We start from the raw sequence: 21,132 nt of genomic DNA, 5'->3' as shown, positions 1-21,132 counted from the left end.
GCCGCCCGTCCTCATAAACGTGGAACAGGTGACGATCAGCGGTGGCACGGGTTTCCTCGACGTGAACGCGCGGGCACGGGCGGAGCTGCCGCAGTCGCTGCGGATCGCGCTGGCCACCGGTCAGCTGCGCCGTCCGCTGGCCACCACGCTCGGACCGGTCCTCGACCTGCTCGTCGACGGCGACTACCGGGTCAGCGGCCCGGAACGGGTGCCGGCCGGCCAGGAGCTCACGCCGACCGACGCCTGGCCGCCGTCGGACGAGGCCCGCGTCGGCTACTACCGGACGGCCATCCGCACCGGGCACCGCCCGGTCGCGGTGGTGCTGGCCGGCGGCGAACGCGAGCTGATCATCGACGGCCACCACAAGATCGCCGCCTACCGCGCCGAAGAGGTCGCCCCCGCCGTCGTCCGGATCACCCAGGGTCAGGCGTATTCGCCCTCGTAGGCCGCGACGAGCTCGGCGTACACCGCTTCGGAGTCGGGCAGCCGCTCGCCGTCGAGCGTGTGCACCCGGGTCAGCTTGCGGACGCTGGAGGCCATGAAGACGCCGTCGCCCTCGACGAGGTCGCGCACGGTCAGCGGCTCCACCTTGACCGCCCAGCCCGCCTTCTCGGCGCCGCGGAACACCGCGGCCTGGGTGGTGCCCGGCAGGATCCCGATGCTCGACGGCGGCGTGTAGAGCGTCCGCCCCTTCGCGAGCACGACGGTCGACGTCGGCCCTTCGAACACCGAACCGTCGGCCGCGGTGAAAATCACATCCTCGGCCCCGCGGCGGCCCGCCTCCCGCACCGCGGCCATGTTCACCGCGTACGACAGCGGCTTCGCCCCGAGCAGCAGCCACGGCGCGCGCTCGGCGAGATCCGGCGGGAAACCGCGTTCGAGGGTGATCGCGGCGACGCCTTCGGCGCGCGCCTTGATGATCGACGGCGGGACCTCCGAACCGAGCGCGAAGCCCGTCGGCGCCGCGGCCGGGTCGCCGTCGGATCCCCGCGTGTACACCAGTTTCAGCACCATTTCGGCCCCGCCGGTCCACCTTTCGAGCACCAGCGAAACGACCCGCTCCCAGGCCCCGAGGTCGGGCTCGGGCAGGTCGAGCATGGCGGCCGAACGGGCCAGCCGCTCCAGGTGCGGCCGCAGCTCCCGGGGCCGGCCGTCGACGACGAGGATCGTTTCGAAGACGCCGTCGCCGCGCATCAGCCCGAGGTCGTCGACCTTGATCTGGGCGACGTCGGGGTCGGCCGGGGTTCCGTCCAGGAAGACGAGCACGCGCATGCGGACACGGTACTCACCTAGGCTGGGCGGTATGCCGTACCGCTCGCCGCTGCTGGACGTGCCCGGATCGATCCCTTCCCCCGACTCGGACCCTGCGCACCCCGAGGCCGGAGTGCCCTGGCACTGGGGGGACCCGTTCGCGGAGCAGCGCACGGCCTCGCGCAGCGTGGTCGTGATCGACCGGTCGCACCGCGAGTTCCTCGCCGTGACCGGCGAAGAGCGGCTGTCGTGGCTGCACCTGGTCATCTCCCAGCACGTGACCGGACTCGCCGAAGGCTCCGGCACCGAGGCGCTCGTCCTCGACAGCCAGGGCCGCGTGGAGACGCACATGGTGGTGGCGCACCTCGATGGCACGGTCTACCTCGACACCGACCCGGGCCCGAGCGTGACGAGCGCGCTGCCCAAGGGCGGCCCGCAGACGCTGCGCGAGTACCTCGAGGCGATGAAGTTCTGGTCCAAGGTGGACATCCGGGACGCGACCGGCGAGCTCGCGCTGCTCACCGTGCTCGGCCCGGACGCCGAGCGCGTGCTGAGCGCGGCCGGCGCCGAAGTCGGCCCGGAGCCGTACGCGGTGGCGGCGCTGCCGGGTGGCGGGTTCGCGCGGCGGATGCCGTGGCCCGGCCGGTCGAGCGTCGACCTGGCGGTGCCGCGCGAGGCGCTGGTGGACTGGTGGAAACGGCTCACCGACGCGGGCGCGCGGGCGGCGGGCAGCTGGGTGTTCGACGCACTGCGCGTCGAGTCGCTGCGGCCGCGGCTGGGCGTCGACACCGACGACCGCACGATCCCGCACGAGGTCGGCTGGGTCGGCTCGGCCGCGCACGTCGCCAAGGGCTGCTACCGCGGCCAGGAAACGGTGTCGAAAGTCCACAACGTGGGACGGCCGCCGCGGAACCTGCTCCTGCTGCACCTCGACGGTTCGCCCGAGGTCACCCCGGAAACCGGCGACCCGGTGCTGCTGGACGGCCGCACGGTCGGCCGGATCGGCACGGTGATCCAGCACCACGAGCTCGGCCCGATCGCGTTGGCCCTGGTCAAGCGGTCGACGCCGGTGGGCGCGGAGCTGCTGGCGGGGTCGGAGGACCACCTCGTCCAGGCGGCGATCGACCCCGACTCCGTGCCCTCGGAGCAGCCGGCGCCGGGCCGCGCCGCCGCGGCCCAACTCCGTGGCTGAACAAAAGCCCCTGACAGCGAGATCACGCTCAACCGGGATAAACTGCGCTGTGATCGAAGTGCGGCCCGGCGGCAGGCGGCGGATCGACCGCGTGCTCGGCCCGGGGTACCTCAGCGGCCTGGGTGAACTGCCGCTGAAGGTGCTGCGCGAGCGGCGCGACGAAGCCGCACAAGAAGAGACCGACCTGTCCTACCTGCGCCGTCTCCTGCACGCCCGGATCGACATCGTCCGCGCGGAGCAGGCGCGGCGCAGTTCCGGCGGTGAAGCGAGCATCGTCGACCAGCTGGCGACGATCCTCGCCGACAACGCACTGGGCCCGGCGGCGGGTTCGGGGCGGCACCAGCAGCTGGAGCCGTCCCGCGCCGGTGAGCACCGCCGGCACGCGGAGGCCCTGATCGGCGACACGGACTTGACCGACGTCGGGTCCCTCTCGGACGAGAAGCTCGCCTCCGCTTTGGACACGTACGCGCGCGAAGAGCTGTCGGTGTCGTCGTTCCGCCGCGAGGTCCAAGGCGTGATGGACACGCTGAACGCGGAGATCGCCCAGCGCTACCAGCAGGGATCGGCCACAGTGGACGAGCTGCTGGAGAACGAGGGTGGCCGCGGCGAGTGACCGACCCCGTGCTCGCCGAAGTCGTCCGCTCCGGCTTCGTCGAAAGCGTCCACAGAGGCGCCCTCGTGATCACGGGCCCGGAAGGATCGGTTCGGCTGGCCCTGGGAGACGTGGTCTCGCCGGTGTACCCGCGGTCGTCGAACAAGCCGCTGCAGGCGGCCGGCATGCTGCGCGCGGGCCTGGACTTCACGGGCGAGGCCCTGGCGCTGGCGTGCGCGTCCCACTCGGGCGAGCCCGGGCACGTGAAGCGGGTGCTGGAGCTGCTGGAGGCGGCCGGCCTGCGCGAAGACGACCTGGCGTGCCCGCCGGACTTCCCCCTCCACGTGCCGAGCATGCGCGACGCGGCCGAGCCGCGCCGGGTGATGATGAACTGCTCGGGCAAGCACACGGCGATGCTGACGACGTGCGTCCGCGCCGGCTGGCCGACGGCCGGGTACGCCGCGCCGGACCATCCCCTTCAGCAGGCGATCGCGGCTTGTGTCGCGGAGCTGACCGGCGAGCCGATCGCCCACACGGGTGTCGACGGCTGTGGTGCGCCGCTGTTCGCGTTCTCCCTGACGGGGCTGGCTCGCGCATTCGGCCGGATCGCCGGTGCTTCCGAAGGGCCTTCGGCGGCGGTCGCTTCGGCGATGCGGGCGCATCCGTGGCTGGTGGCGGGGACGGGCCGCGAGGACACGGCGCTGATGTCCGGTGTGGAGGGTCTGGTCGCGAAGGCCGGCGCGGAAGGGGTCCAGGCGTTCGCGCTGCCGGACGGGTTCGCGGTGGCGATGAAGCTGGACGACGGCGCGAAGCGGGCTTGCGCGCCACTGGCGGTGGAGGCGCTGCGGTACCTCGGGGCGGACGTCTCCGGACTCGAGGAGCTGGCCCGGCCGATCGTCTCCGGCGGCGGGCGTGCGGTGGGCGAGATCCGGGTGCCCGAGCTGCGCTGACGGACGCCGGTGGCCTTCGGCCTTGGCTGAGCAGCCCCCGTTTTCCACGCTACCGGGAGGCACCGACAGTTCCGGGGCGGAAAGCCGCCGGGCCGTCGGGTTGTCCACTGGCCGGCGCGTTCGCGGGTTAGTTGGCGCGTTCGCGGGCGGCCACGTCGCCCCAGAACTCCCGCAGGTCCGAGAACAGTTCGGCCAGCTCTTCGACGTTGCCCGAACGCAGGGCGTCCAGGATGTCGTGGACCTCGTCGGCCGTGTTGTCGGCCTCCAGGACCGGGTCCGTGAACAGCTGCACCAGGCCGCCGTAGTCGAGCTCGACCACCGAGTCCGCGTGGAAGTTGTCCAGCCAGCGACGCGTCTCGAACAGCACGCGGCCCGGTCCGGAGTCGCCGAAGGTCTGCTCCAGCAGCTCGCCGGCCTCGCGGGCGCGGTGCTGCGCGTCGGCGAGGGTCGCCCGCCAGGACAGCTCGCGCCGGGGGTCGGTCCGGCCGTCGCCGAGCACCAGGCGCCGCTCCTCCGGCTCGACCAGCACGAACCACGGCAGCGGGACGGTCCAGGTCGTCGACAACGTGTGCGCCGCCGACGTGCTCAGGTCCACCATCGCCGACTTCGTCCGGGCCCGGATCGTCTCCTGGGTGAAGCCGCCCTCCTCGAGGACGACGTTCTTCAGCGCCGGGTGCGCGTCGCCGAGGAAGGTGACCAGCGCGGCCGCCGAGCGGGCCCGCAGCTCCAGCGGGCAGACGAGCGGGCCGAGTTCGGCCTTGCCACCCGGCACTTCGCCGGGATCGAGCACCAGGACGTCGGTCAGCAGGCTCGGCGCCGGACGGCCGTCGGCGAGCTCGGCGGGCAGCAGCCGCCGCGGCGCGGCCACCTGTGACCTGAGCCACATGGCCTGCTCGCGCGCGCCCGCGTCCGTCCGCCCCAGCTTGGCCGCGGCGACGGCCGCACGCAGCCGCTCGTCCGGCGGATCGCCCAGGGCGAGCAGGGGTTCGTACACCCGCAGGTAAGCCACGAAGGGACGAAGCACGGGTAGATCGTGGCACGTCTACCTGCGTCGATCGCCACCGACCGGCCGGTAACCGGCGTCCGCCGAACACTGTCGCGACCGGCACACCGTGCCACGTCGCATCCAACCCCCCGGACACGGTACGGTGTGAGCAGGAAATAATTGTCGAGACGATGCGGGGCCGCCGATTCCCCCGGCCGCCCCGCCCCTGTGCGAGGGGGTCGAGCCATGGGGCGCGGCCGAGCTAAGGCCAAGCAGACGAAGGTGGCGCGTGAGCTCAAGTACAGCTCGCACGAGACCGACTTCGATGCTTTGCAGCGCGAGCTGTCGAGTAACTCCTCCAGTGTCCACCACGAGGAGTCCGACAGCGATGATCAAGACCCGTACGACGACGGGTATGACGATTACCGTCGTTGAGCACGCGTAACCGCGCGAGGGCGTAGCCGGGACACATCCGGCGACCGCCCTCGCGCGTCGCGTGCTGCCCAAAATCGCGTCCACAGTGTCGTCCGGACGAGTGTTGTCCGGACGAGGCGCGCGGGCTGCGAAGCGATGAAGGAGTGAACCGGTGGTAAGTCGGGTTGGAGTCGTCGGGGCGGGCCTCATGGGGTCCGGCATCGCCGAGGTGCACGCGCGGTCCGGGTTGGACGTCGTCATCACCGAGGTGAACCAGCCGGCGCTCGACGCCGGCCGGGCACGCATCGAGAAGTCGCTGCAACGCGGCGTCAAGAGCGGCAAGCTGACCACCGAGGACGCCGACGCGGCGCTCGCCAGGCTCCGGTTCACCACGGACATCGCCGAGTTCGCCGACCGCGACCTGATCATCGAGGCGATCCTCGAGCAGGAGCAGGCGAAGGTCGACGTCTTCCGCCAGCTGGACAAGATCGTCGAGGCCGAGGACGCGCTGTTCGCGTCCAACACGTCGTCGATCCCGATCATGAAGCTGGGCATGGCGACGAGCCGGCCGCAGCAGGTGGTCGGCATCCACTTCTTCAACCCGGTGCCGGTGCTGCCGCTGGTGGAGCTGGTGCCCTCGCTGCTGACCAGCGAGGAGACCGCCCGCCGCGCGGAGGAGCACGCGACGACGGCGCTGGGCAAGACCGTGATCCGCTCGCAGGACCGCGCCGGGTTCATCGTGAACTCGCTGCTGGTGCCGTACCTGCTCTCGGCGATCCGGATGATCGAGTCGGGCTTCGCGTCGGCCGAGGACATCGACCGCGGCATGGAGCTGGGCACGGCCCACCCCATGGGCCCGCTGCGGTTGTCCGACCTGATCGGGCTGGACACGATCAAGGCCATCGCGGACTCGATGTACGCGGAGTTCAAGGAGCCGCTGTACTCGTCGCCCCCGCTGCTGCTGCGCATGGTGGACGCGGGCCTTCTCGGCAAGAAGACCGGCCGCGGCTTCTATTCCTACGGCTGACCGAAGGTCACGGGCGCCTCGAAGGCGGCCCGCCTCGAGGCGCGTCGCAGTACGCCCAGGACGGCCGGCCCGAGCAGGACGATCGCGACAGCGTTGGTGATCGCGCGGCCGGTGTCCCAGCCAAGGGTTGAGGTCAGGACGGTGTAGACGGCGAACCGGTGCAGGTTTTCCGCCAGGGGCGCACCGGGCACGAAGCCGAGCTGCGCGGAGTCACCGGCGAGGAACGGCCACGACCACAGGCTCATCAGCAGCCCGAAGAAGTAGGCCGCGAAGACGCCGTAGCCGACGAGCAGGGCGATCTCGGCTTTCCCGCGCGCTTTCCGCGGCAGCAGCCCGGCCCCGAGCCCGACCAGCGACGACGCGAGCATCTGAAACGGCAGCCACGGCCCGACCCCGGCGGTGAGCAGCGCACTCGTGAACAGCGACGTCGAGCCGAGCACGAACCCGAAGCCCGGCCCGAAGACGCGGCCGGCGAGCACGAGCAGGAAGAAGACCAGCTCGATGCCGCCGGTGCCCGCGCCGAGCGGCCGGAGCCCGGCGTTGACGGCCGAGAGCACGCCGAGGAGAGCGAGCGCCTTGGCATCGATCCCCCCGCGGGACAGCTCGGCGAGCACGACCAGGATGAGCACCGGCAGGGTCGCCATGAAGACGAAGGGCGCATCCGCGGTGTGCGCGGCCGCGGTCGGCTGCGGGTGGGCGAGCAGGGGCCAGCAGAACATGGCCAGCCCGAGGACGCTCGCGACGGTGAGCACCAGGGCGGGCCGCGGAGTCAGGCGGACAGCGCGGGGCGGTGGGCCGAGGAAGTCGGTCATGCCGGTGTCACCGCCGCTGCTGCTCTGAGGCAGGCCGCAGCACGCAGATCACTGCCCGCCCGTTCGCGCGCCTGCGGGAGGCCGCGAAAGCCGGCACGGTTGCGCCCCGACGAGGCGCCGCCCGCTGCGACCCGCGGGCCGGCGGTGAAGCGATCGCAGACCTGGGGGCAGCCACCGACCACGCACCGCGGGCCGGGAGCGAAGCGGTCGCACACCTGTGGGTGACCGCGGAAGCCAGCACAGGCGAGCATGCCCATCGACGAGGCATCGCCAACCCGCAGACCAGCGGCGAAGCGGTCGGGCGCCTGCGAGCAGACACCACCCACGCACCGCGGGCCGGCGGCAAAGCGATCGCACGCCCGCGGACAGCCACCAGCCACCCACCGCAGGCCAGCGGCCAAGCAGCCGCACGCCTGCGGACACCCGCCAACCACACATCGCAGACCAGCGGCGAAGCTGTCGCAACTGCGGGCGGCCGCATGCCTGCGGGCGGCCGAGTGCGCTCGTCGGCTTCGGCTCCCCGCCCCCGCCCCCCGCCCCACCCACCCCCTCCTGCGCGTGCTCATGCCAGCGCTTCCGCTACCTCGTCCACCGTCAGCCACTGCTGCGGGGCCAGGATCTTCGCCACCTGCGGGGCGAACGCCGGCGAGGCGACGATCACCTCCTTCGTCGGGCCGTCCGCTACCACCTCGCCCTCGGCCATCACCACCACGCGGTCGGCGGCCGTCGCCACGAACTCGACGTCGTGGGTGGCCAGCACTAGCGCGTGGCCCTGCGAGGCCAGCTCTCGCAGGGCCGACGCGAAGCGCCGTTTCGCGTGGTAGTCCAGCCCGCGGGTGGGCTCGTCGAGCAGGACCAGCGGTGGGGCCGACGCCAGCTGGATCGCCAGCACCAACGCCAGTCGCTGCCCTTCCGAAAGGTCGCCGGGGTGCGCTTCACCGGCGATTCCCGGGGCGAGCCTGTCCAGCAGGGCCCGGGCCGTTCCCGCCGGGACCTCCGACTCGGTGTCCGCCTGTGCGCACTCGGCGTCCACCGAATCGAGGTACAGCAGGTCGGCCGGGGTCTGCGGGACCAGGCCCACGCGCTGACGGGCCACTCGTGGCTTGAGCGCTGCCGGGTCCGCTCCACCGACGTCGACCTTCCCCGCCGACCTCGGGCCGCTGCCCTGCACCGCCCAGAGAAGCGACGACTTGCCGGAGCCGTTGCGTCCCATCAGCGCGACCACCTCGCCCGGTCCGACGCGCAGGTCCACCCCGCGCACCGCCAGGACATCTCCGTATCGGACCACCACCCCTCGCACATCCAGTGCCGAACCGGTCACCGACAGGCTACGACCCACCACCGACAGTTTTCGACGACTCGGCTGAAGACTCGGCTCAAGGCGAGCGCGCAGCGGCCCCGCGACCCGCCGCGCGTCCCGCACCGACAGCGGCAGCGGCGACCAGCCCGCGAGCCGCCCCAGTTCGGCGATCGGCGGGGCGATCGACGACGTCGCCAAGATTTCGGCCGGCGGTCCGGAGCGCACCGAGCCGTCGCCCGGCAGGTACAGCAGCCGGTCCGCGTACTGGGCCACCCGCTCCATCCGGTGCTCCGCGACGATCACCGTCGTCCCCAGGTCGTGCACGAGCCGGGTGATCGCCGCGAGGACGTCCTCGGCCGCCGTCGGGTCCAGCGCCGACGTCGGCTCGTCCAGCACCACGACGGCCGGGTGGGCCGTCAGCACCGAACCGATCGCCACGCGCTGCTGCTGGCCGCCCGAGAGGGTCCGAAGTGGACGGTTGCGCAGCTCCGCGATGCCCAGCAGGTCCAGGGTTTCCTCGACGCGCTTGCGCATGACGTCCGGCGGTACCGCCAGCTGCTCCATCGCATACGCGAGTTCCTCCTCGACGGTGTCCGTCACGAACCCCGCCAGCGGGTCCTGCCCGACGACGCCGACGACCGAAGCCAGCTCCCGGGGCGGGTACCGGGCCGTGTCCCGGCCGGAGACGACGACCCGGCCGGAAAGCCGGCCGCCGGTGAAGTGCGGGACGAGCCCGTTGAGCAGGCCGAGGAACGTCGACTTTCCCGCCCCCGTCGGCCCCGCGACCAGGCACAACTCGCCCTCTTCGACCAGCAGCGACACGTCCGACAGCACCGGTCGCGAGGCGTCCGGGTAGGTCACCGTGACCCGCGAAAGCTCGATCATCGGCCGACCTCCGGAACCGGGGGCGAAACGAACGCCGGCAGCACCGCGACCAGCACGGACACCACGTGCACCCAGGAAACCTCCGGCCAGCGCAGCGGGCTCAGCGACGGGAACAGCCGGCCCGCGTCGATCCGGGCGGTCGCGAACAGCAGCGCGCACGCCCCGGCGCCGGCCGCGACGACCAGCGTCTCCGGCCACCGCCACGGGTCCGGCCGGTACGCCGTCCGCCGCACCCGCCGGCCGCCGAGGACGAAGCCGGCGACGGCCACGACCAGCCCGGCCGCCAGCATCGGCACCCCGAGCCAGGACGACGTCCCGTCGAGCACGCCGTAGACGCCGACGCACACGCCGGCCAGCCCGGCCAGGACGCAGGAAGCGATCAGCGCCCGCAGGCCGCCGCTCAGGTAGGCCCGGCGGCCGTAGCCCCGGGAGTCCATCGCGGCCGCCAGCCGCAGGGACCGGTCCATCGCGTCCTCCAGCACCGGCACCACGATGCCCTTGACCGCCCGCAGCCCGCGAGTCCGGCCCGCCCGCAGCCGGCGGGCCCGCCGCACCCGCTGCACGCTCTCGACGAGCTGCGGGGCGACCGTCAACGCCACCGTCACCGCCGTGCCCACCTCGTACAGCGCCCCCGGGACCGCCTTGAGCAGGCGTTTCGGGTTCGCCAGGGCGTTCGCCGCGCCGACGCAGACGACCATCGTCGCGAGCCGCAGGCCGTCGTAGAAGCCGCCGAGCAGCGCCTCCGCCGACACGGACCCGAACAGGGACAACCCGGCGGCGAGCGGGATCCGCGGCAGCGTGAACAGCACGTGGCCGCCGTCTTCGCCGCCGATCAGGATCCGGAACAGCACCCGCGAGGCGACGATCACCGCGCCGACGTAGACGTACAGCCGGAACGCCAGCGCCCAGGGCGCGTCACTCCGCCGGTTCACGACGACGAACCCGGCGACGGCGATGATCAGGCCGAGCAGCAGCGGGTTCGTCGTCCGGCTCGCGGCGACGGCCAGCGCGAGCGCCCAAGCCCACCAGGCGCCGGGGTGCAGCGCCCTACTGTTCACGCCGGCGACGTCGGCGCGACGAGAGGTAGACCCCGGCGGCCCCGAGCACCAGGAGCACCGCGACGCCGATCACGAAGCCCCACGGGAAGTCGGTTTCGCCGGCCTTCGAGACGTCCGGGACAGCCGTCCCGGCCTGCCGGACCGGCGGCACGCGCGGCGGCGCCGGCAGGTCGTTCGCCGACTTCGTGCGCGCGAACGCCCACCCTTCGAACCCGCCGGGCGCCGGCTTGGCCGTCTGGGCGCCTTCCTGGCTCGACGTCCAGCTGCCCCCGGCGGAGGCGTGCCAGTAGCTCCAGTACGCCGTCGCCGACGGCATCCCCGCGCAGGACTCGACCCCGGGGCCTGGCTGGCCGTTGAGCCGGCAGGCCACGGCGAGGCCGTACTTCTGCGAACCGGCCACCTCGATCCCGGCCTCCTGCAGGGCGGCGATGCCGTTCGCGGGCGTCCCGGCGGCGCAGCGGACCAGCGACTGCGGGCCCAGATCACCGAAATCGACGACCACCGTCACGCCGCCACCCTCCGCGCAGGCCCCGTCGGTGCCCGTCGCCGAAGCGGGGGCGGTGCCCACGAAGGCGGCGCCGAACAGGAGAGCGCAAACGACGGCGAAGCGGGAGGCGATCATGCAGGCACTTTAACCAGGCCGGTGCCCGGCGCAGGTGCGGTTCCGGAGCGACGCGGGACACACCTAGACTGCGGGCCGTGGGACAGCTCATCGCGGACGGACAGCTGCGCGTCGGCCTGATCGGCGCCGGCCCGTGGGCGACGACGATCCACGCGCCCGGACTGGCGGATCACCCCGGCACCGCGCTGACCGCGGTCTGGGCCCGGCGGCCGGAGGCGGCGCAAACGCTTGCGGAGACGCACTGCGCGGTCGCCGCCGGCAGCGTCGAGGAACTGTTCGAGCAGGTGGACGCGGTCGCGTTCGCCGTTCCGCCGTCGATCCAGGCCGAGCTGGGCGTGCGCGCGGCCGAGGCCGGGAAGCACCTGATCCTGGAGAAGCCGATCGCCGCCGACCTCGACGGCGCGCGACGGCTGGCCGACGCGGTCGCGGCCGCCGACGTGGCCGCGCTCGTGATGCTGACCTTGCGTTATTCGGCGCAGACCCAGGAGTGGCTCGCCGATCTCGCCCAGGCGGGCGGCTGGGCGGGCGGCGGTGCGCGCTGGCTGTCCGGCTCGCTGCTCGGCGGCCAGTACGCCGCCTCGGAGTGGCGGCAGGAGGACGGCGGCGCGCTGTCCGACATCGGCCCGCACGCCCTCGACCTGCTCGACGCCGCACTCGGTCCGATCACCGAGGTGGTGGCGGCCCGGCAGAGCCCCGGCGACCTCTGGCACCTGATGCTGGCGCACGACGGCGGCGTGGTCAGCACGGCCACGCTCTCGCTGCGGCTGCCGGTGCAGCCGACCGTCGTCGAAGTCGCGGTCTGGGGAGAGCACGGTTACCGGACGCTCGGGCGCAAACCGGGCTCCGCGCAGGAGTCCTACACCGCACTGCTGGACGATTTCGCGGCGATGATCGCGAGCGGCACGACGACGCACCCGTGCGACGTCCGGCGAGGTCTGCACCTTCAGCGTTTGCTCGAGCAGGCGCGCGCACTCGCCGCGAAGTAGTACACAGGCACACCTCACACCTTTTCGTTGCCGCGCAACGCTTTCACACTTTCCCGGCGAATTCATCCACAGGGTTGTCCACAGGCTCCACTGTGGACAGTGTGTCTCCTGACCGAACCACGGAAGAACAAACGGCGCCACCGGAAAGATCACCGAATAGTGCGGTCCGCTCGGAATGCCGAGTCGATCTTGCGATGCGAAGGTGATCTTGCAAGGGGTCGAAGTACTGCGCACCGAAGATCTTGAGGGGTTCGAGAAGGGAGGCGCATGGGAGCTCTGCTGCGCACCTTCTGGGGGATGGTTCCGATTGCGGCCATCGCGCTGCCGTACGCGCTGCTCGGCTGGCCACTGCTCGCGGCGAGGCGCCGCCGGAGAATGGGCGCGCGCCGCGCGAGGGCGACGGCCGCCGTCGATTGCGCTGTCTTACTCGTCATTTTCCTGGTGTTTTGCCTGGTCACGATGCCCGTCGACGGTTCGGCCGAGAGCACGCTGGACCTCGTGCCGGGTGCCGACGTCACCGCGGCGCTCAGCAGCGACGGATCACTCTGGCAGGTGATCGGCAACGTCCTGCTGCTCGGCCCGCTCGGCGCGCTGCTCCCGCTGCGGATCCACCGCCTGCGCGCGCTGCTGCGGATCGCCCTGGCGGCGCTGGTCGCGTCCGTGCTGGTGGAAGGTACGCAATATCTGATCCACACCGGCCGCGTGACGTCGGCGGACGACGTCCTGCTCAACACGGCGGGCGCGACGCTCGGCGCGGCCCTCAGCCGCCGGGGCTGGCGCACGCTCGACGCGGTGCCGCCGGTGCCGGTGCCGGTGCCGGTGCCGGTGGCGATCCCGCTGCCGCGCCGCACGATCTGCGAAGCTCCGACGCTCCGGCTGCGGGTGCCGAGATCGGTCTGGGACACGCGCTACGCGGCCATCGCGCACCCGGAACGCCAGTAAATCCGGTTGCCGGCCGTGCGATCATGGCTGCGAAGAGCCCGTTTCGACTTCAAGGAATGACTGCCTATGCCTGGCGCCGTCTCCGGCGTCGGCCCTCGCTAGGCCCGACGCCCAGCGCCCCGCCCCGCACGCCCGTTCCGAGGGCTGCGGTTCCTTGACGTGCTCTCGAAAGGCTCTCACCCAGCAATGTCCGCCATCCAGACCTATGTCCGCACGACGGCGCCGCGCGGGCGCGAGACCGAGCAGGTCGGCCCGTTCCTCGCGACCTACTCGCCGGGCACGCCCCACCCGATGCTCAACTACGCGATCCCGGACGACGGCGCGAAGCCGACGGCGGCCGAGATCGGCGCTTTGACCGCGGCCTACCGGCGGCGGGACCTGCTCCCGCGGCTGGAGTACTTCACCGACGTCGCACCCGACCTGGAGAAACTGCTGGTCGAGGCGGGCTACGAGCTCGAACGGCGGGTGCCGCTGATGACGTGCGCGCCGGCCGCGCGGGTCGACAAGCCGGCTCCGGCCGGGATCCGGCTGCGCGAGCCGGAGTCCGCCGAGGACTTCCGGCGCATGCGCTCGGCGCAGAACACGGCGTTCGGCGAGCCCGCGGAAATCGGCGACGAAGAGGTCGAACAGCTGAAAGCCGGCCGGCAAGCCGGCGTGCGGCACCTCCTGGCGGAGGATCTCGCGACGAAGACGGTCCTCGGCGGCGGGCTCGCGCTCGAAATCGTCGACGGCACCACCGAGATCGCCGGGATCGCCGTGCTCGAACCGTTCCGCGGCCGCGGAATCGCCGCGGCGCTGACCTCGCACCTCACCCGCGAGGTCCACGAGGCCGGCGCACACACGGCGTTCCTGACCCCCGGTGACCTCGGGATCGGAAACGTCTACGCCCGCGTCGGCTTCCGGCCGGCCGGGGAGTGCGTGCACCTGTCATTGAGTTAGTCCTCGAAGCGGCCGGAGCGGCCTTTCTTCACGTCGCTCCGGCGCTTCTTCGACGCCAGGCGGCGCTCTTTCGAACCGCGCGACGGCTTCGTGGGGCGCCGCTTGGCGGGCGGCGGCGCCGACGCGTCCAGCAGCAGGTTCGCCAGGCGCCCCCGCGCGGCCTCGCGGTTTTGCAGCTGCGACCGGTGTTCGCTGGCGGCGATCGTCAGGACGCCGTCGACCAGCCGCGAGCCGAGCCCGGTCAGCACCCGGTCACGCAGGTGCTCGGGGATCGACGGCGACGCGGCGACGTCGAAGGACAGCTCGACCCGCGAGTCCGTGGTGTTCACGCCCTGCCCGCCCGGGCCGGACGAGCGCGAAAAGCGCTCGCTCAACTCGGCTCCCGGGATCGTGAACCGGGAGCCGATCACCACGTCTTCGGCTGCCACCCCTCAAGTGTGACAGCCGCGAGCAAGGGACTTCTGTCAGAAGCGGGGGTGGTCACCCGAGAGCACCGCGCGCGGGCCGTCGACGTCTTCGGCGGGCTGGACGTCACCCAGCACCCACGCCGGGACGTGCCGCGCGGTCAGCATGGCCAGCGCCCGGTCGACGTCTTCGGCGCCGACGATCGCGACCATGCCGACCCCCATGTTGAACGTCTTCTCCAGCTCGGCGCGCTCGACCTTGCCGCGCTGGCCGATCAGCGCGAACACCGGCGCCGGCGTCCAGGTGCCGCGGTCGAGCCGGGCGACCAGGCCGCGCGGCATGACCCGGGCGAGGTTGGCCTCCAGGCCGCCGCCGGTGATGTGCGCGAACGTCCGGACCTCGGTCTCCGCGGCGAGGGCGAGGCAGTCCTTCGCGTAGATCCGCGTCGGCTCCAGCATCTCCTCGCCGAGGGTGCGGCTGAACTCCTCGACGTACCCGCCGAGCGGCATCCGGGCGATGTCCAGCAGCACGTGCCGGGCCAGCGAGTAGCCGTTCGAGTGCAGGCCCGACGAGCCGAGGGCCAGCACGACGTCACCCGGCCGGACCTTTTCCGGCGAGAGCAGCTGCGACGCTTCGACCACGCCGACGCCGGTGGCCGACATGTCGTAGTCGTGCTCGCCCATCATGCCCGGGTGCTCGGCGGTCTCGCCGCCGAGCAGCGCGCAGCCGGCCCGGACGCAGCCTTCGGCGATGCCGCCGACCAGCGAGGCGATCTTCTCCGGGTGCACCTTGCCGACGGCGATGTAGTCCTGCAGGAACAGCGGCTCGGCCCCGGTCACGACCAGGTCGTCGACCACCATCGCGACCAGGTCGATGCCGACGGTGTCGTGCTTGTCGAGCGCCTGCGCGACCGCGATCTTCGTGCCGACGCCGTCGGTCGACGACGCGAGCACCGGCTCCTTCCACTTGTCGAGCTTCAGGGAGAAGAGCCCGGCGAAACCGCCGACGCCACCCATGACCTCGGGCCGCGTCGCCCGCTCGGCGTGCGGCTTGAGCAGCTCGACGGCTTGGTCGCCGGCGTCGATGCTGACGCCGGCGGCGGCGTACGTGGCGCTCGTGGACTCGCTCACGGTGGAAGGACTCCCTACTGGAAGGAACTGCTAGGGACGCCGGACGGCGTCTTCGGCACCGTACCCGGCGGGACTGACGGGGGTCGCCGCGCCATTGACCGCGTCGAGGCTTTCGAGCAGGTGCTTCCCGATCAGCGCGTCCTCCGGCAGCGGAATCGGGTACTCGCCCGAGAAGCACGCCGTGCACAGCCGCGACTTCGGCTGTTCCGTCGCCGCGACCAGGCCGTCCAGGGAAATGTAGCCCAGCGAGTCGGCTCCGATCGAGCGCCGGATGCCGTCGAGGTCGACGCCGTTCGCGACCAGCTCGGCCCGCGAGGCGAAGTCGATGCCGTAGAAGCACGGCCAGCGCACCGGCGGCGACGCGATCCGGACGTGCACCTCGAGCGCGCCGGCCTCGCGCAGCATCCGGACGAGCGCGCGCTGGGTGTTGCCGCGGACGATCGAGTCGTCCACCACGACCAGGCGCTTGCCGCGGATGACGTCGCGCAGCGGGTTCAGCTTGAGCCGGATGCCCAGCTGCCGGATGGTCTGCGACGGCTGGATGAAGGTGCGCCCGACGTAGGCGTTCTTCACCAGGCCGGTGCCGTAGGGGATGCCGGAGCCCTGCGCGTAGCCGATCGCGGCGGGGGTGCCCGACTCCGGCACCGGCATCACCAGGTCGGCCTCGACCGGCTGCTCGGAGGCGAGGCGGCGGCCGATCTCGACGCGGGTGGCGTGCACGCCGCGGCCGGCGATCGTGGTGTCGGGGCGGGCGAGGTAGACGTACTCGAAGACGCAGCCCTTGGGGTCCGGGTTCGCGAACCGGGACGAGCGCAGGCCCGAGGCGTCGATGGCGATCAGTTCACCAGGCTCGACCTCGCGGACGAAGGACGCGCCGACGATGTCGAGGCCCGCCGTCTCGCTCGAGACGACCCAGCCGCGCTCGAGCCGGCCGAGCACCAGCGGGTGCACGCCGTGCGGGTCGCGGGCCGCGTAGAGGGTGTTCTCGTCGGCGAACACCAGGCAGAAGGCGCCCTTGAGGGTGGGCAGCAGCTCCATGGCCGCCGCCTCGATGCCCTTGTCGGCGGCGTTCGCGGCGAGCAGGCCGCAGATCAGGTCGGAGTCGCTGGAGGAGCCGGTCAGGCCCGCGTGCGGCTTGAGCCCCGCTTCGAGGGTGCGTTCGCGCAGCTCGGCCGTGTTGACGAGGTTGCCGTTGTGCGCGAAGGAGAGGCCGCTGCCGGTCGCGGTGGTGCGGAAGATCGGCTGGGCGTTCTCCCAGATGGTGGCGCCGGTGGTCGAGTACCGGCAGTGCCCGACGGCGATGTGCCCCTGCAGCGACTGCAGGATCTGCTCGTCGAACACCTGGCTGACCAGGCCGAGGTCCTTGAAGACCACGATCTGCGAGCCGTCGGAGACCGAGATGCCGGCGGCCTCCTGGCCCCGGTGCTGCAAGGCGTAGAGGCCGTAGTAGGTCAGCTTCGCGACTTCTTCCCCGGGAGCCCAGACGCCGAAGACGCCACACTCCTCACGGGGTTCCGGGTCGGGCTGGTCGGACACGACTTGCGGGTCGGAAACCACCGAGGAGCTCCTGGGAAGACGTGGTCAGGCCGGTTTCAGTGTAGACGGTTCGAACACGCGTCAGGCCCCGCCCGGCGTGGTTCTGACCACTTCGGACGGGGCCCGCAAGCCTGTACCGCTACTGCGCCGATAGTTGACGATCCGACCACAGTCACGGCCGAATGACTTCGCGGCAACGGTTACGTGCCGCGCGAGGGGCGGCCTGCTTTTGGCCGGATCGCTAACACGCATCCGGCAGCGAAAGGATCTCCGTCAGCACCTGCGCGCCTTCTCCGCGGCGGCGCCACAGCCACCGCTCCGGCTCGAAGATGTTCTCTTCGGAGCCGGGCATCCTGGTCGCCACGACGTCGTCCTCGGCGTTGAGCCGGACCACGTCCACCACGTCGTCGTGCACCCGCACGCCGACGACGGCGAGGACTTCACCGCGTTCGTCGGCGGGGTGGACGAACTGGTAGCCGCGGGCCACCAGCTCTTGCAGTCCGGTTTCGATGTCGAAGACGGGGGCGACGGCCTCAGCCGAGGACATCGTCGAATTCACCGTCCTTCGCGCCCGCCAGGAACGCCGCCATTTCCGCGCGCGTGTACACCAGCGCGGGGCCGGTCGGGAACCGCGAGTTGCGCATCGCGATCTCCCCGTTGACCAGCGGCGCGACCTCGACGCAGTTGCCGTATGCACCGCTGTAGCTCGCCTTGCGCCATTCGGCACCGGACAGCCGATCGGCCGGGATGCCGTTCTCGAATCGCTCAGCCATGTGCCCACCTCTCGATGCGGAAAGCTCCAGGGCGATGCATATGCATGTGCATCTGCCCGCGTATTCGAGGCTAGCACGTGTGACTGCAAAGTTAAATGCACGTGCAGAATTTCTTGCAAAGTTCGCCGACGGTAAGAATTGCCAAGCTGCCGTTAACCTATCGGGTGACAGGAGGGTGCACGAACGGCGCAATGGCTACTGTTTGTGACCGCTCACCTGAGCAAACCCGGCCTGCGGAGCGAGGCGAGGGGTGGCTAGATCTCCTGGCGGCGCTTGCCGAGCATCGACCGGCTCCGCTCGGGCGTCTCCGCGTCGACCGCCAGCATGTCCAGCGCGCGGCTGTATTTCTCGATCTCTTCGCGCTTCTCGATGTAGTGCGCGCCGGTCATGTATTCGACGTAGGCGATGTTCGGCAGTTCCGGCTCGCCGAACCGGAGCAGCGAAAACGCGTGCTCCGCGGAGAGGCCGCTACGCGTGTACGGCAGGACCTGGATCGACACGTGCGGCAGCGCGCTCATCTCGAGCAGGTATTCGATCTGCTGCTTGAGGACCTTCATCCCGCCGATCGGGCGGTAGAGCACCGATTCGTCGAGCACCATCCAGACGCGCGGCGCGTCCGGCCTGCTGAACATCTTCTGCCGCCGCATCCGGAGCGCGACCAGCTGGTCGACCCGCTCGTCGGCCATTTCCGACCGGCCGTGGCTGAAGATCGCCCGCGCGTACGGCTCGATCTGGAGCAGGCCCGACACGTAGAGCGGCTCCCAGATCTGGATTCGCGCCGCGGCTTCTTCGAGGCCGACGAGGTCGGTGAACCAGTTCGGCATGGTGTCGCCGAAGCGCCGCCACCAGCCCGGCTCGTTCGACTGCTTGACCATGTCGAGGAACGCGCGTCGCTCGTTCGGGTCGTCGACGCCGTACATCGTCAGCAGGTCGGTGACGTCGCGTTCCTTGAACCCGACCCGGCCCAGCTCCAGCCGGCTGATCTTCGACTCTGACCCGCGGATGTTGTACCCGGCCTGCTGGCGGGTGATGCCGGCCTCTTCACGGAGCCGGCGAAGCTGCGAGCCCAGGATCATGCGGCGCGCCGTCGGGCCGATGTTCTGTTCAGCTGCGGACGCGTTCACCGCGTTCATTCCCGGCCCTTCCGCGCTCACGTCACCAGGGGGTCCTAGCCCGACTACCGAAAGTACACGTTGGGCCGTCCTGCGCAAAGAGGTGACCCGGTTTACCGCATGCGTGCGTAGTCCTACTCTACGTAGAGTACGAGACTTTCGACACAGAACTTGCGAGGTTCAACATGCCCGACGCCGCGACCCGGACCGAACGAGTTCCTGTGGGGGTCGACCCGACCCGAGCGAGCATCGCGCGCGTGTACGACGCCTTCCTGCTCGGGAAGGACAACTACGAGATCGACCGGGAGGTCCTGCACAAGGTGCAGAAGGCCGCCCCGGAAGCGCAGGACCTCGCGTTCGAAAACCGCGGCTTCCTGATCCGGGCCTGCCGCTTCCTCGCCAGCCAGACCGGCATCACCCAGTTCCTCGACTGCGGCTCGGGCTTGCCCACCGCCGAGAACACCCACCAGGTCGTCCAGCGGATCAACCCGGACATCCAGGTCGTCTACGTCGACAACGACCCGGTCGTGCTCGCGCACGGCCGCGCGCTGCTCGAGGAGAACGAGAACACCCACTTCGTCGCCGAGGACATCTTCGAGCCGCAGCGGATCCTCGGGAACGAGGTCGTCCGGCAGCACATCGACTTCACCGAGCCGGTCGCCCTCCTCCAGATGGGCACGCTGCACCACTTCAACGGCGACCCGGCGCGGCCGGCGGAGATCATGAAGGAGTACATCGACGCCCTGCCGTCGGGCTCCTTCGTGGCGATCTCGCACTTCTTCGACCCCGACGACGAGGACTCCGCGACCGCCCGCAAGATGGAGGACTTCTTCCTGCACAGCCCGATGGGCTCGGGCACCTTCCGGAAGCAGGCGGAGATCGAAGGCCTGTTCCCCGGCCTCGAAATGGTGCCCCCGGGCGTGGTCCGGTGCGCCGACTGGTGGCCGGACGGCCCGCGGCTCAAGGAGCTCAACGTGGCCCAGCGGACCATCGCGGGCGGGATCGGCCGCAAGCCCTAGTCCCGGCGCGCGCCTCGCCCGCCCGTCAAAGGCGGAGCAGCGGGAGCCAGTGGGACAGGTCGGCCCGGGTGCCCGACGCGGTCACCCGGCCGTCCGCCACGGCCGTGGTCCAGTCCAGTTGCCCGGTGGCCAGTTCGAGCCACGTGCGCGGGTCGGTCTCGATCACGTTCGGCGGGGTGCCGCGGGTGTGCCGCGGTCCCTCGACGCACTGCACGGCGGCGAAGGGCGGCACCCGGACTTCGACCGTCCGGCCCGGCGCGTCCGCCGCCAGCGCGCGCAGCGAAAGGCGCACCGCCGCGGCCAGTTCCGGGCGCGCCGGAGCGGGCGCATCGCCCTGCAACCACGGGGAAATCGCCAGCACCGCCGCACGTAACTGTCCGGGGTCGACCGAACGCGAAGAGGCCATGGGCAAACAGTAGAGTGGCGCACCAAGACTTGGCAGGCACACCCGAGAACGTGGGGATGACGATGGCGCAGCGGGACGAGGCGGATCGGATGGTTTCGCAGCAGCCCACCGGAAGCGGAGCCGATCGCCCCGGCAGGCACGGCAAGCACAACCGGGCCGCGCGGCGCGAGGGCCAGCAGGCCCGGCGCACCGGCAAGCACGGCACACCCGAGATCACCGCGGAGATGCGGGCGAACGCCCGCGCCAACCCCGACAGCTGGCTGTACGTCATCGACGAGGCCTTCGACCCGAACGGCCCGGTGCCGTCGTGGGCGGTCGTCGGCGCGTACCCGGTGAACGGTGCCGGTGACGTCGTCGCCGACTTCCACCCCAACGACCGCTACCGGCCCTCGCCCAAGGCGCTCGGCTTCCCGGAACCGGCGAACGACCTCGAACACCTGCTGCAGCTCGTCCGCACCGAACACCGCCCGCCGTCGGACCTGCCGAAGGTCGTCCTCGACGCGACGCTGTTCGTCTACGCGATGTCGCCGGTGCAGCGGACCGTCATCGGCTTCCACAACACCGACGGCCGGGTCATGGTGCCCGCCTACACCCGCAAGTCGCTGGTCCCGCGCGAGTGGCCGCACGCGCGGGCGGTGCTCGGCCGCGACATCGTCGACCTGCTCGGCGGGCACCCGGTCGCGATCAACCCGCACGACCTCATCACGGCGGTCGTGCCGGCGGAGCACCTGCTGAAGGCCGTCGCCGACGAACGACGCTGACCTGCGGGTCCCACCCCATCGAGTGATCATCGAGT

General features: G+C 71.5%; 24 protein-coding genes. 11 read left to right on the top strand and 13 right to left on the bottom strand.

Translation table 11 applies throughout. The features are described from left to right. The first annotated feature begins 19 nt into the window (after positions 1-19). Positions 20-445 (top strand): hypothetical protein, encoded by a 426-nt coding sequence (locus AB0M30_RS02790; protein WP_364579031.1) that lies wholly within the window; start codon positions 20-22, stop codon positions 443-445. Here the strand turns inward: AB0M30_RS02790 and AB0M30_RS02785 are convergent. Continuing rightward, complete coding sequence (locus AB0M30_RS02785; RefSeq protein ID WP_364579029.1) at positions 424-1,272, bottom strand: aminodeoxychorismate lyase; 849 nt, start codon at positions 1,270-1,272, stop codon at positions 424-426. The two genes, AB0M30_RS02790 and AB0M30_RS02785, sit on opposite strands and share 22 nt — an antisense overlap. A 31-nt stretch (positions 1,273-1,303) precedes the next feature. On the opposite strand from AB0M30_RS02785, the gene AB0M30_RS02780 reads away from it, so the two are divergent. The 3 genes from AB0M30_RS02780 to AB0M30_RS02770 are packed head-to-tail and all read left to right on the top strand — an operon-like array spanning position 1,304 to position 3,985. Then, the gene (locus AB0M30_RS02780) at positions 1,304-2,443 is read left to right on the top strand and encodes a folate-binding protein (RefSeq protein ID WP_364579028.1); all 1,140 of its coding nucleotides are present in this window, start codon (positions 1,304-1,306) and stop codon (positions 2,441-2,443) included. A 49-nt stretch (positions 2,444-2,492) separates the two neighbouring features. Further along, complete coding sequence (locus AB0M30_RS02775; RefSeq protein WP_364579026.1) at positions 2,493-3,056, top strand: aerial mycelium formation protein; 564 nt, start codon at positions 2,493-2,495, stop codon at positions 3,054-3,056. Beyond that, a complete protein-coding gene (locus AB0M30_RS02770) occupies positions 3,053-3,985 on the top strand; it encodes an asparaginase (RefSeq protein WP_364579024.1) in 933 nt (310 codons plus the stop codon). The genes AB0M30_RS02775 and AB0M30_RS02770 overlap by 4 nt, the downstream gene beginning before the upstream one ends. Positions 3,986-4,112: 127 nt before the next feature. Here the strand turns inward: AB0M30_RS02770 and AB0M30_RS02765 are convergent, their stop codons facing one another. Next, positions 4,113-5,009: a hypothetical protein gene (locus AB0M30_RS02765; RefSeq protein WP_364579022.1), complete on the bottom strand. Its 897-nt coding sequence runs from the start codon at positions 5,007-5,009 to the stop codon at positions 4,113-4,115. 207 nt (positions 5,010-5,216) lie between these two features. Here AB0M30_RS02765 and AB0M30_RS02760 point away from each other — a divergent pair, with 207 nt between their 5' ends. Then, positions 5,217-5,405 carry a DUF3073 domain-containing protein gene (locus tag AB0M30_RS02760; RefSeq protein ID WP_103337899.1) on the top strand — a complete coding sequence of 63 codons (189 nt, stop codon included), beginning with the start codon at positions 5,217-5,219 and terminating at the stop codon, positions 5,403-5,405. 151 nt (positions 5,406-5,556) lie between these two features. Beyond that, the gene (locus AB0M30_RS02755) at positions 5,557-6,411 is read left to right on the top strand and encodes a 3-hydroxybutyryl-CoA dehydrogenase (protein ID WP_194295265.1); all 855 of its coding nucleotides are present in this window, start codon (positions 5,557-5,559) and stop codon (positions 6,409-6,411) included. On the opposite strand, the gene AB0M30_RS02750 is transcribed toward AB0M30_RS02755, so the two are convergent. The 4 genes from AB0M30_RS02750 to AB0M30_RS02735 form a co-directional block, all read right to left on the bottom strand. Next, complete coding sequence (locus tag AB0M30_RS02750) at positions 6,402-7,223, bottom strand: ECF transporter S component (RefSeq protein ID WP_364579019.1); 822 nt, start codon at positions 7,221-7,223, stop codon at positions 6,402-6,404. The two genes, AB0M30_RS02755 and AB0M30_RS02750, sit on opposite strands and share 10 nt — an antisense overlap. A gap of 562 nt (positions 7,224-7,785) precedes the next feature. Next, positions 7,786-9,408 (bottom strand): ATP-binding cassette domain-containing protein, encoded by a 1,623-nt coding sequence (locus tag AB0M30_RS02745; RefSeq protein ID WP_364579016.1) that lies wholly within the window; start codon positions 9,406-9,408, stop codon positions 7,786-7,788. Next, positions 9,405-10,466, bottom strand: a complete 1,062-nt coding sequence (locus tag AB0M30_RS02740) for a CbiQ family ECF transporter T component (RefSeq protein ID WP_364579015.1) — start codon at positions 10,464-10,466, stop codon at positions 9,405-9,407. The genes AB0M30_RS02745 and AB0M30_RS02740 overlap by 4 nt, the downstream gene beginning before the upstream one ends. Further along, positions 10,456-11,088 carry a hypothetical protein gene (locus AB0M30_RS02735; protein WP_364579012.1) on the bottom strand — a complete coding sequence of 211 codons (633 nt, stop codon included), beginning with the start codon at positions 11,086-11,088 and terminating at the stop codon, positions 10,456-10,458. Before AB0M30_RS02735 ends, AB0M30_RS02740 begins: the two co-directional genes overlap by 11 nt. 77 nt (positions 11,089-11,165) lie before the next feature. Between AB0M30_RS02735 and AB0M30_RS02730 the strand changes: the two genes are divergently transcribed. The 3 genes from AB0M30_RS02730 (at position 11,166) to AB0M30_RS02720 (ending at position 13,955) form a co-directional block, all read left to right on the top strand. Further along, positions 11,166-12,074: a Gfo/Idh/MocA family oxidoreductase gene (locus tag AB0M30_RS02730; protein ID WP_364579009.1), complete on the top strand. Its 909-nt coding sequence runs from the start codon at positions 11,166-11,168 to the stop codon at positions 12,072-12,074. A 267-nt stretch (positions 12,075-12,341) separates the two neighbouring features. Continuing rightward, the gene (locus AB0M30_RS02725) at positions 12,342-13,016 is read left to right on the top strand and encodes a VanZ family protein (protein WP_364579006.1); all 675 of its coding nucleotides are present in this window, start codon (positions 12,342-12,344) and stop codon (positions 13,014-13,016) included. A 186-nt stretch (positions 13,017-13,202) separates the two neighbouring features. After that, complete coding sequence (locus AB0M30_RS02720; protein WP_364579003.1) at positions 13,203-13,955, top strand: GNAT family N-acetyltransferase; 753 nt, start codon at positions 13,203-13,205, stop codon at positions 13,953-13,955. Here the strand turns inward: AB0M30_RS02720 and arfB are convergent. From arfB to AB0M30_RS02690, 6 genes are all read right to left on the bottom strand, one after another. Continuing rightward, on the bottom strand, positions 13,952-14,368 hold the full coding sequence (gene arfB, locus AB0M30_RS02715; RefSeq protein ID WP_364579594.1) for an alternative ribosome rescue aminoacyl-tRNA hydrolase ArfB: 417 nt from the start codon (positions 14,366-14,368) through the stop codon (positions 13,952-13,954). The two genes, AB0M30_RS02720 and arfB, sit on opposite strands and share 4 nt — an antisense overlap. Before the next feature lie 51 nt (positions 14,369-14,419). Then, a complete protein-coding gene (purM, locus tag AB0M30_RS02710) occupies positions 14,420-15,490 on the bottom strand; it encodes a phosphoribosylformylglycinamidine cyclo-ligase (protein ID WP_364579000.1) in 1,071 nt (356 codons plus the stop codon). A gap of 30 nt (positions 15,491-15,520) precedes the next feature. Next, on the bottom strand, positions 15,521-17,047 hold the full coding sequence (gene purF, locus AB0M30_RS02705) for an amidophosphoribosyltransferase (RefSeq protein WP_364578997.1): 1,527 nt from the start codon (positions 17,045-17,047) through the stop codon (positions 15,521-15,523). Positions 17,048-17,267: 220 nt separating this feature from the next. Then, on the bottom strand, positions 17,268-17,573 hold the full coding sequence (locus AB0M30_RS02700) for a hypothetical protein (RefSeq protein ID WP_191315262.1): 306 nt from the start codon (positions 17,571-17,573) through the stop codon (positions 17,268-17,270). Next, the gene (locus tag AB0M30_RS02695) at positions 17,560-17,799 is read right to left on the bottom strand and encodes a DUF397 domain-containing protein (RefSeq protein WP_103337908.1); all 240 of its coding nucleotides are present in this window, start codon (positions 17,797-17,799) and stop codon (positions 17,560-17,562) included. Before AB0M30_RS02695 ends, AB0M30_RS02700 begins: the two co-directional genes overlap by 14 nt. Positions 17,800-18,053: 254 nt before the next feature. Continuing rightward, complete coding sequence (locus AB0M30_RS02690; protein WP_013230746.1) at positions 18,054-18,932, bottom strand: helix-turn-helix transcriptional regulator; 879 nt, start codon at positions 18,930-18,932, stop codon at positions 18,054-18,056. A gap of 200 nt (positions 18,933-19,132) precedes the next feature. On the opposite strand from AB0M30_RS02690, the gene AB0M30_RS02685 reads away from it, so the two are divergent. Next, a complete protein-coding gene (locus AB0M30_RS02685) occupies positions 19,133-19,930 on the top strand; it encodes an SAM-dependent methyltransferase (RefSeq protein ID WP_364578995.1) in 798 nt (265 codons plus the stop codon). Between the two features lie 25 nt (positions 19,931-19,955). Here AB0M30_RS02685 and AB0M30_RS02680 read toward each other — a convergent pair whose 3' ends face one another. After that, a complete protein-coding gene (locus AB0M30_RS02680; protein ID WP_199191251.1) occupies positions 19,956-20,336 on the bottom strand; it encodes a sterol carrier family protein in 381 nt (126 codons plus the stop codon). A 56-nt stretch (positions 20,337-20,392) separates the two neighbouring features. Between AB0M30_RS02680 and AB0M30_RS02675 the strand changes: the two genes are divergently transcribed. Next, positions 20,393-21,097 (top strand): type VII secretion system-associated protein, encoded by a 705-nt coding sequence (locus tag AB0M30_RS02675; protein ID WP_364578992.1) that lies wholly within the window; start codon positions 20,393-20,395, stop codon positions 21,095-21,097. Positions 21,098-21,132: the final 35 nt, after the last annotated feature.

This window comes from Amycolatopsis sp. NPDC051716 (assembly GCF_040681595.1).
GTDB lineage: Bacteria > Actinomycetota > Actinomycetes > Mycobacteriales > Pseudonocardiaceae > Amycolatopsis.
This window is presented reverse-complemented; position numbering and strand designations above follow the sequence as displayed.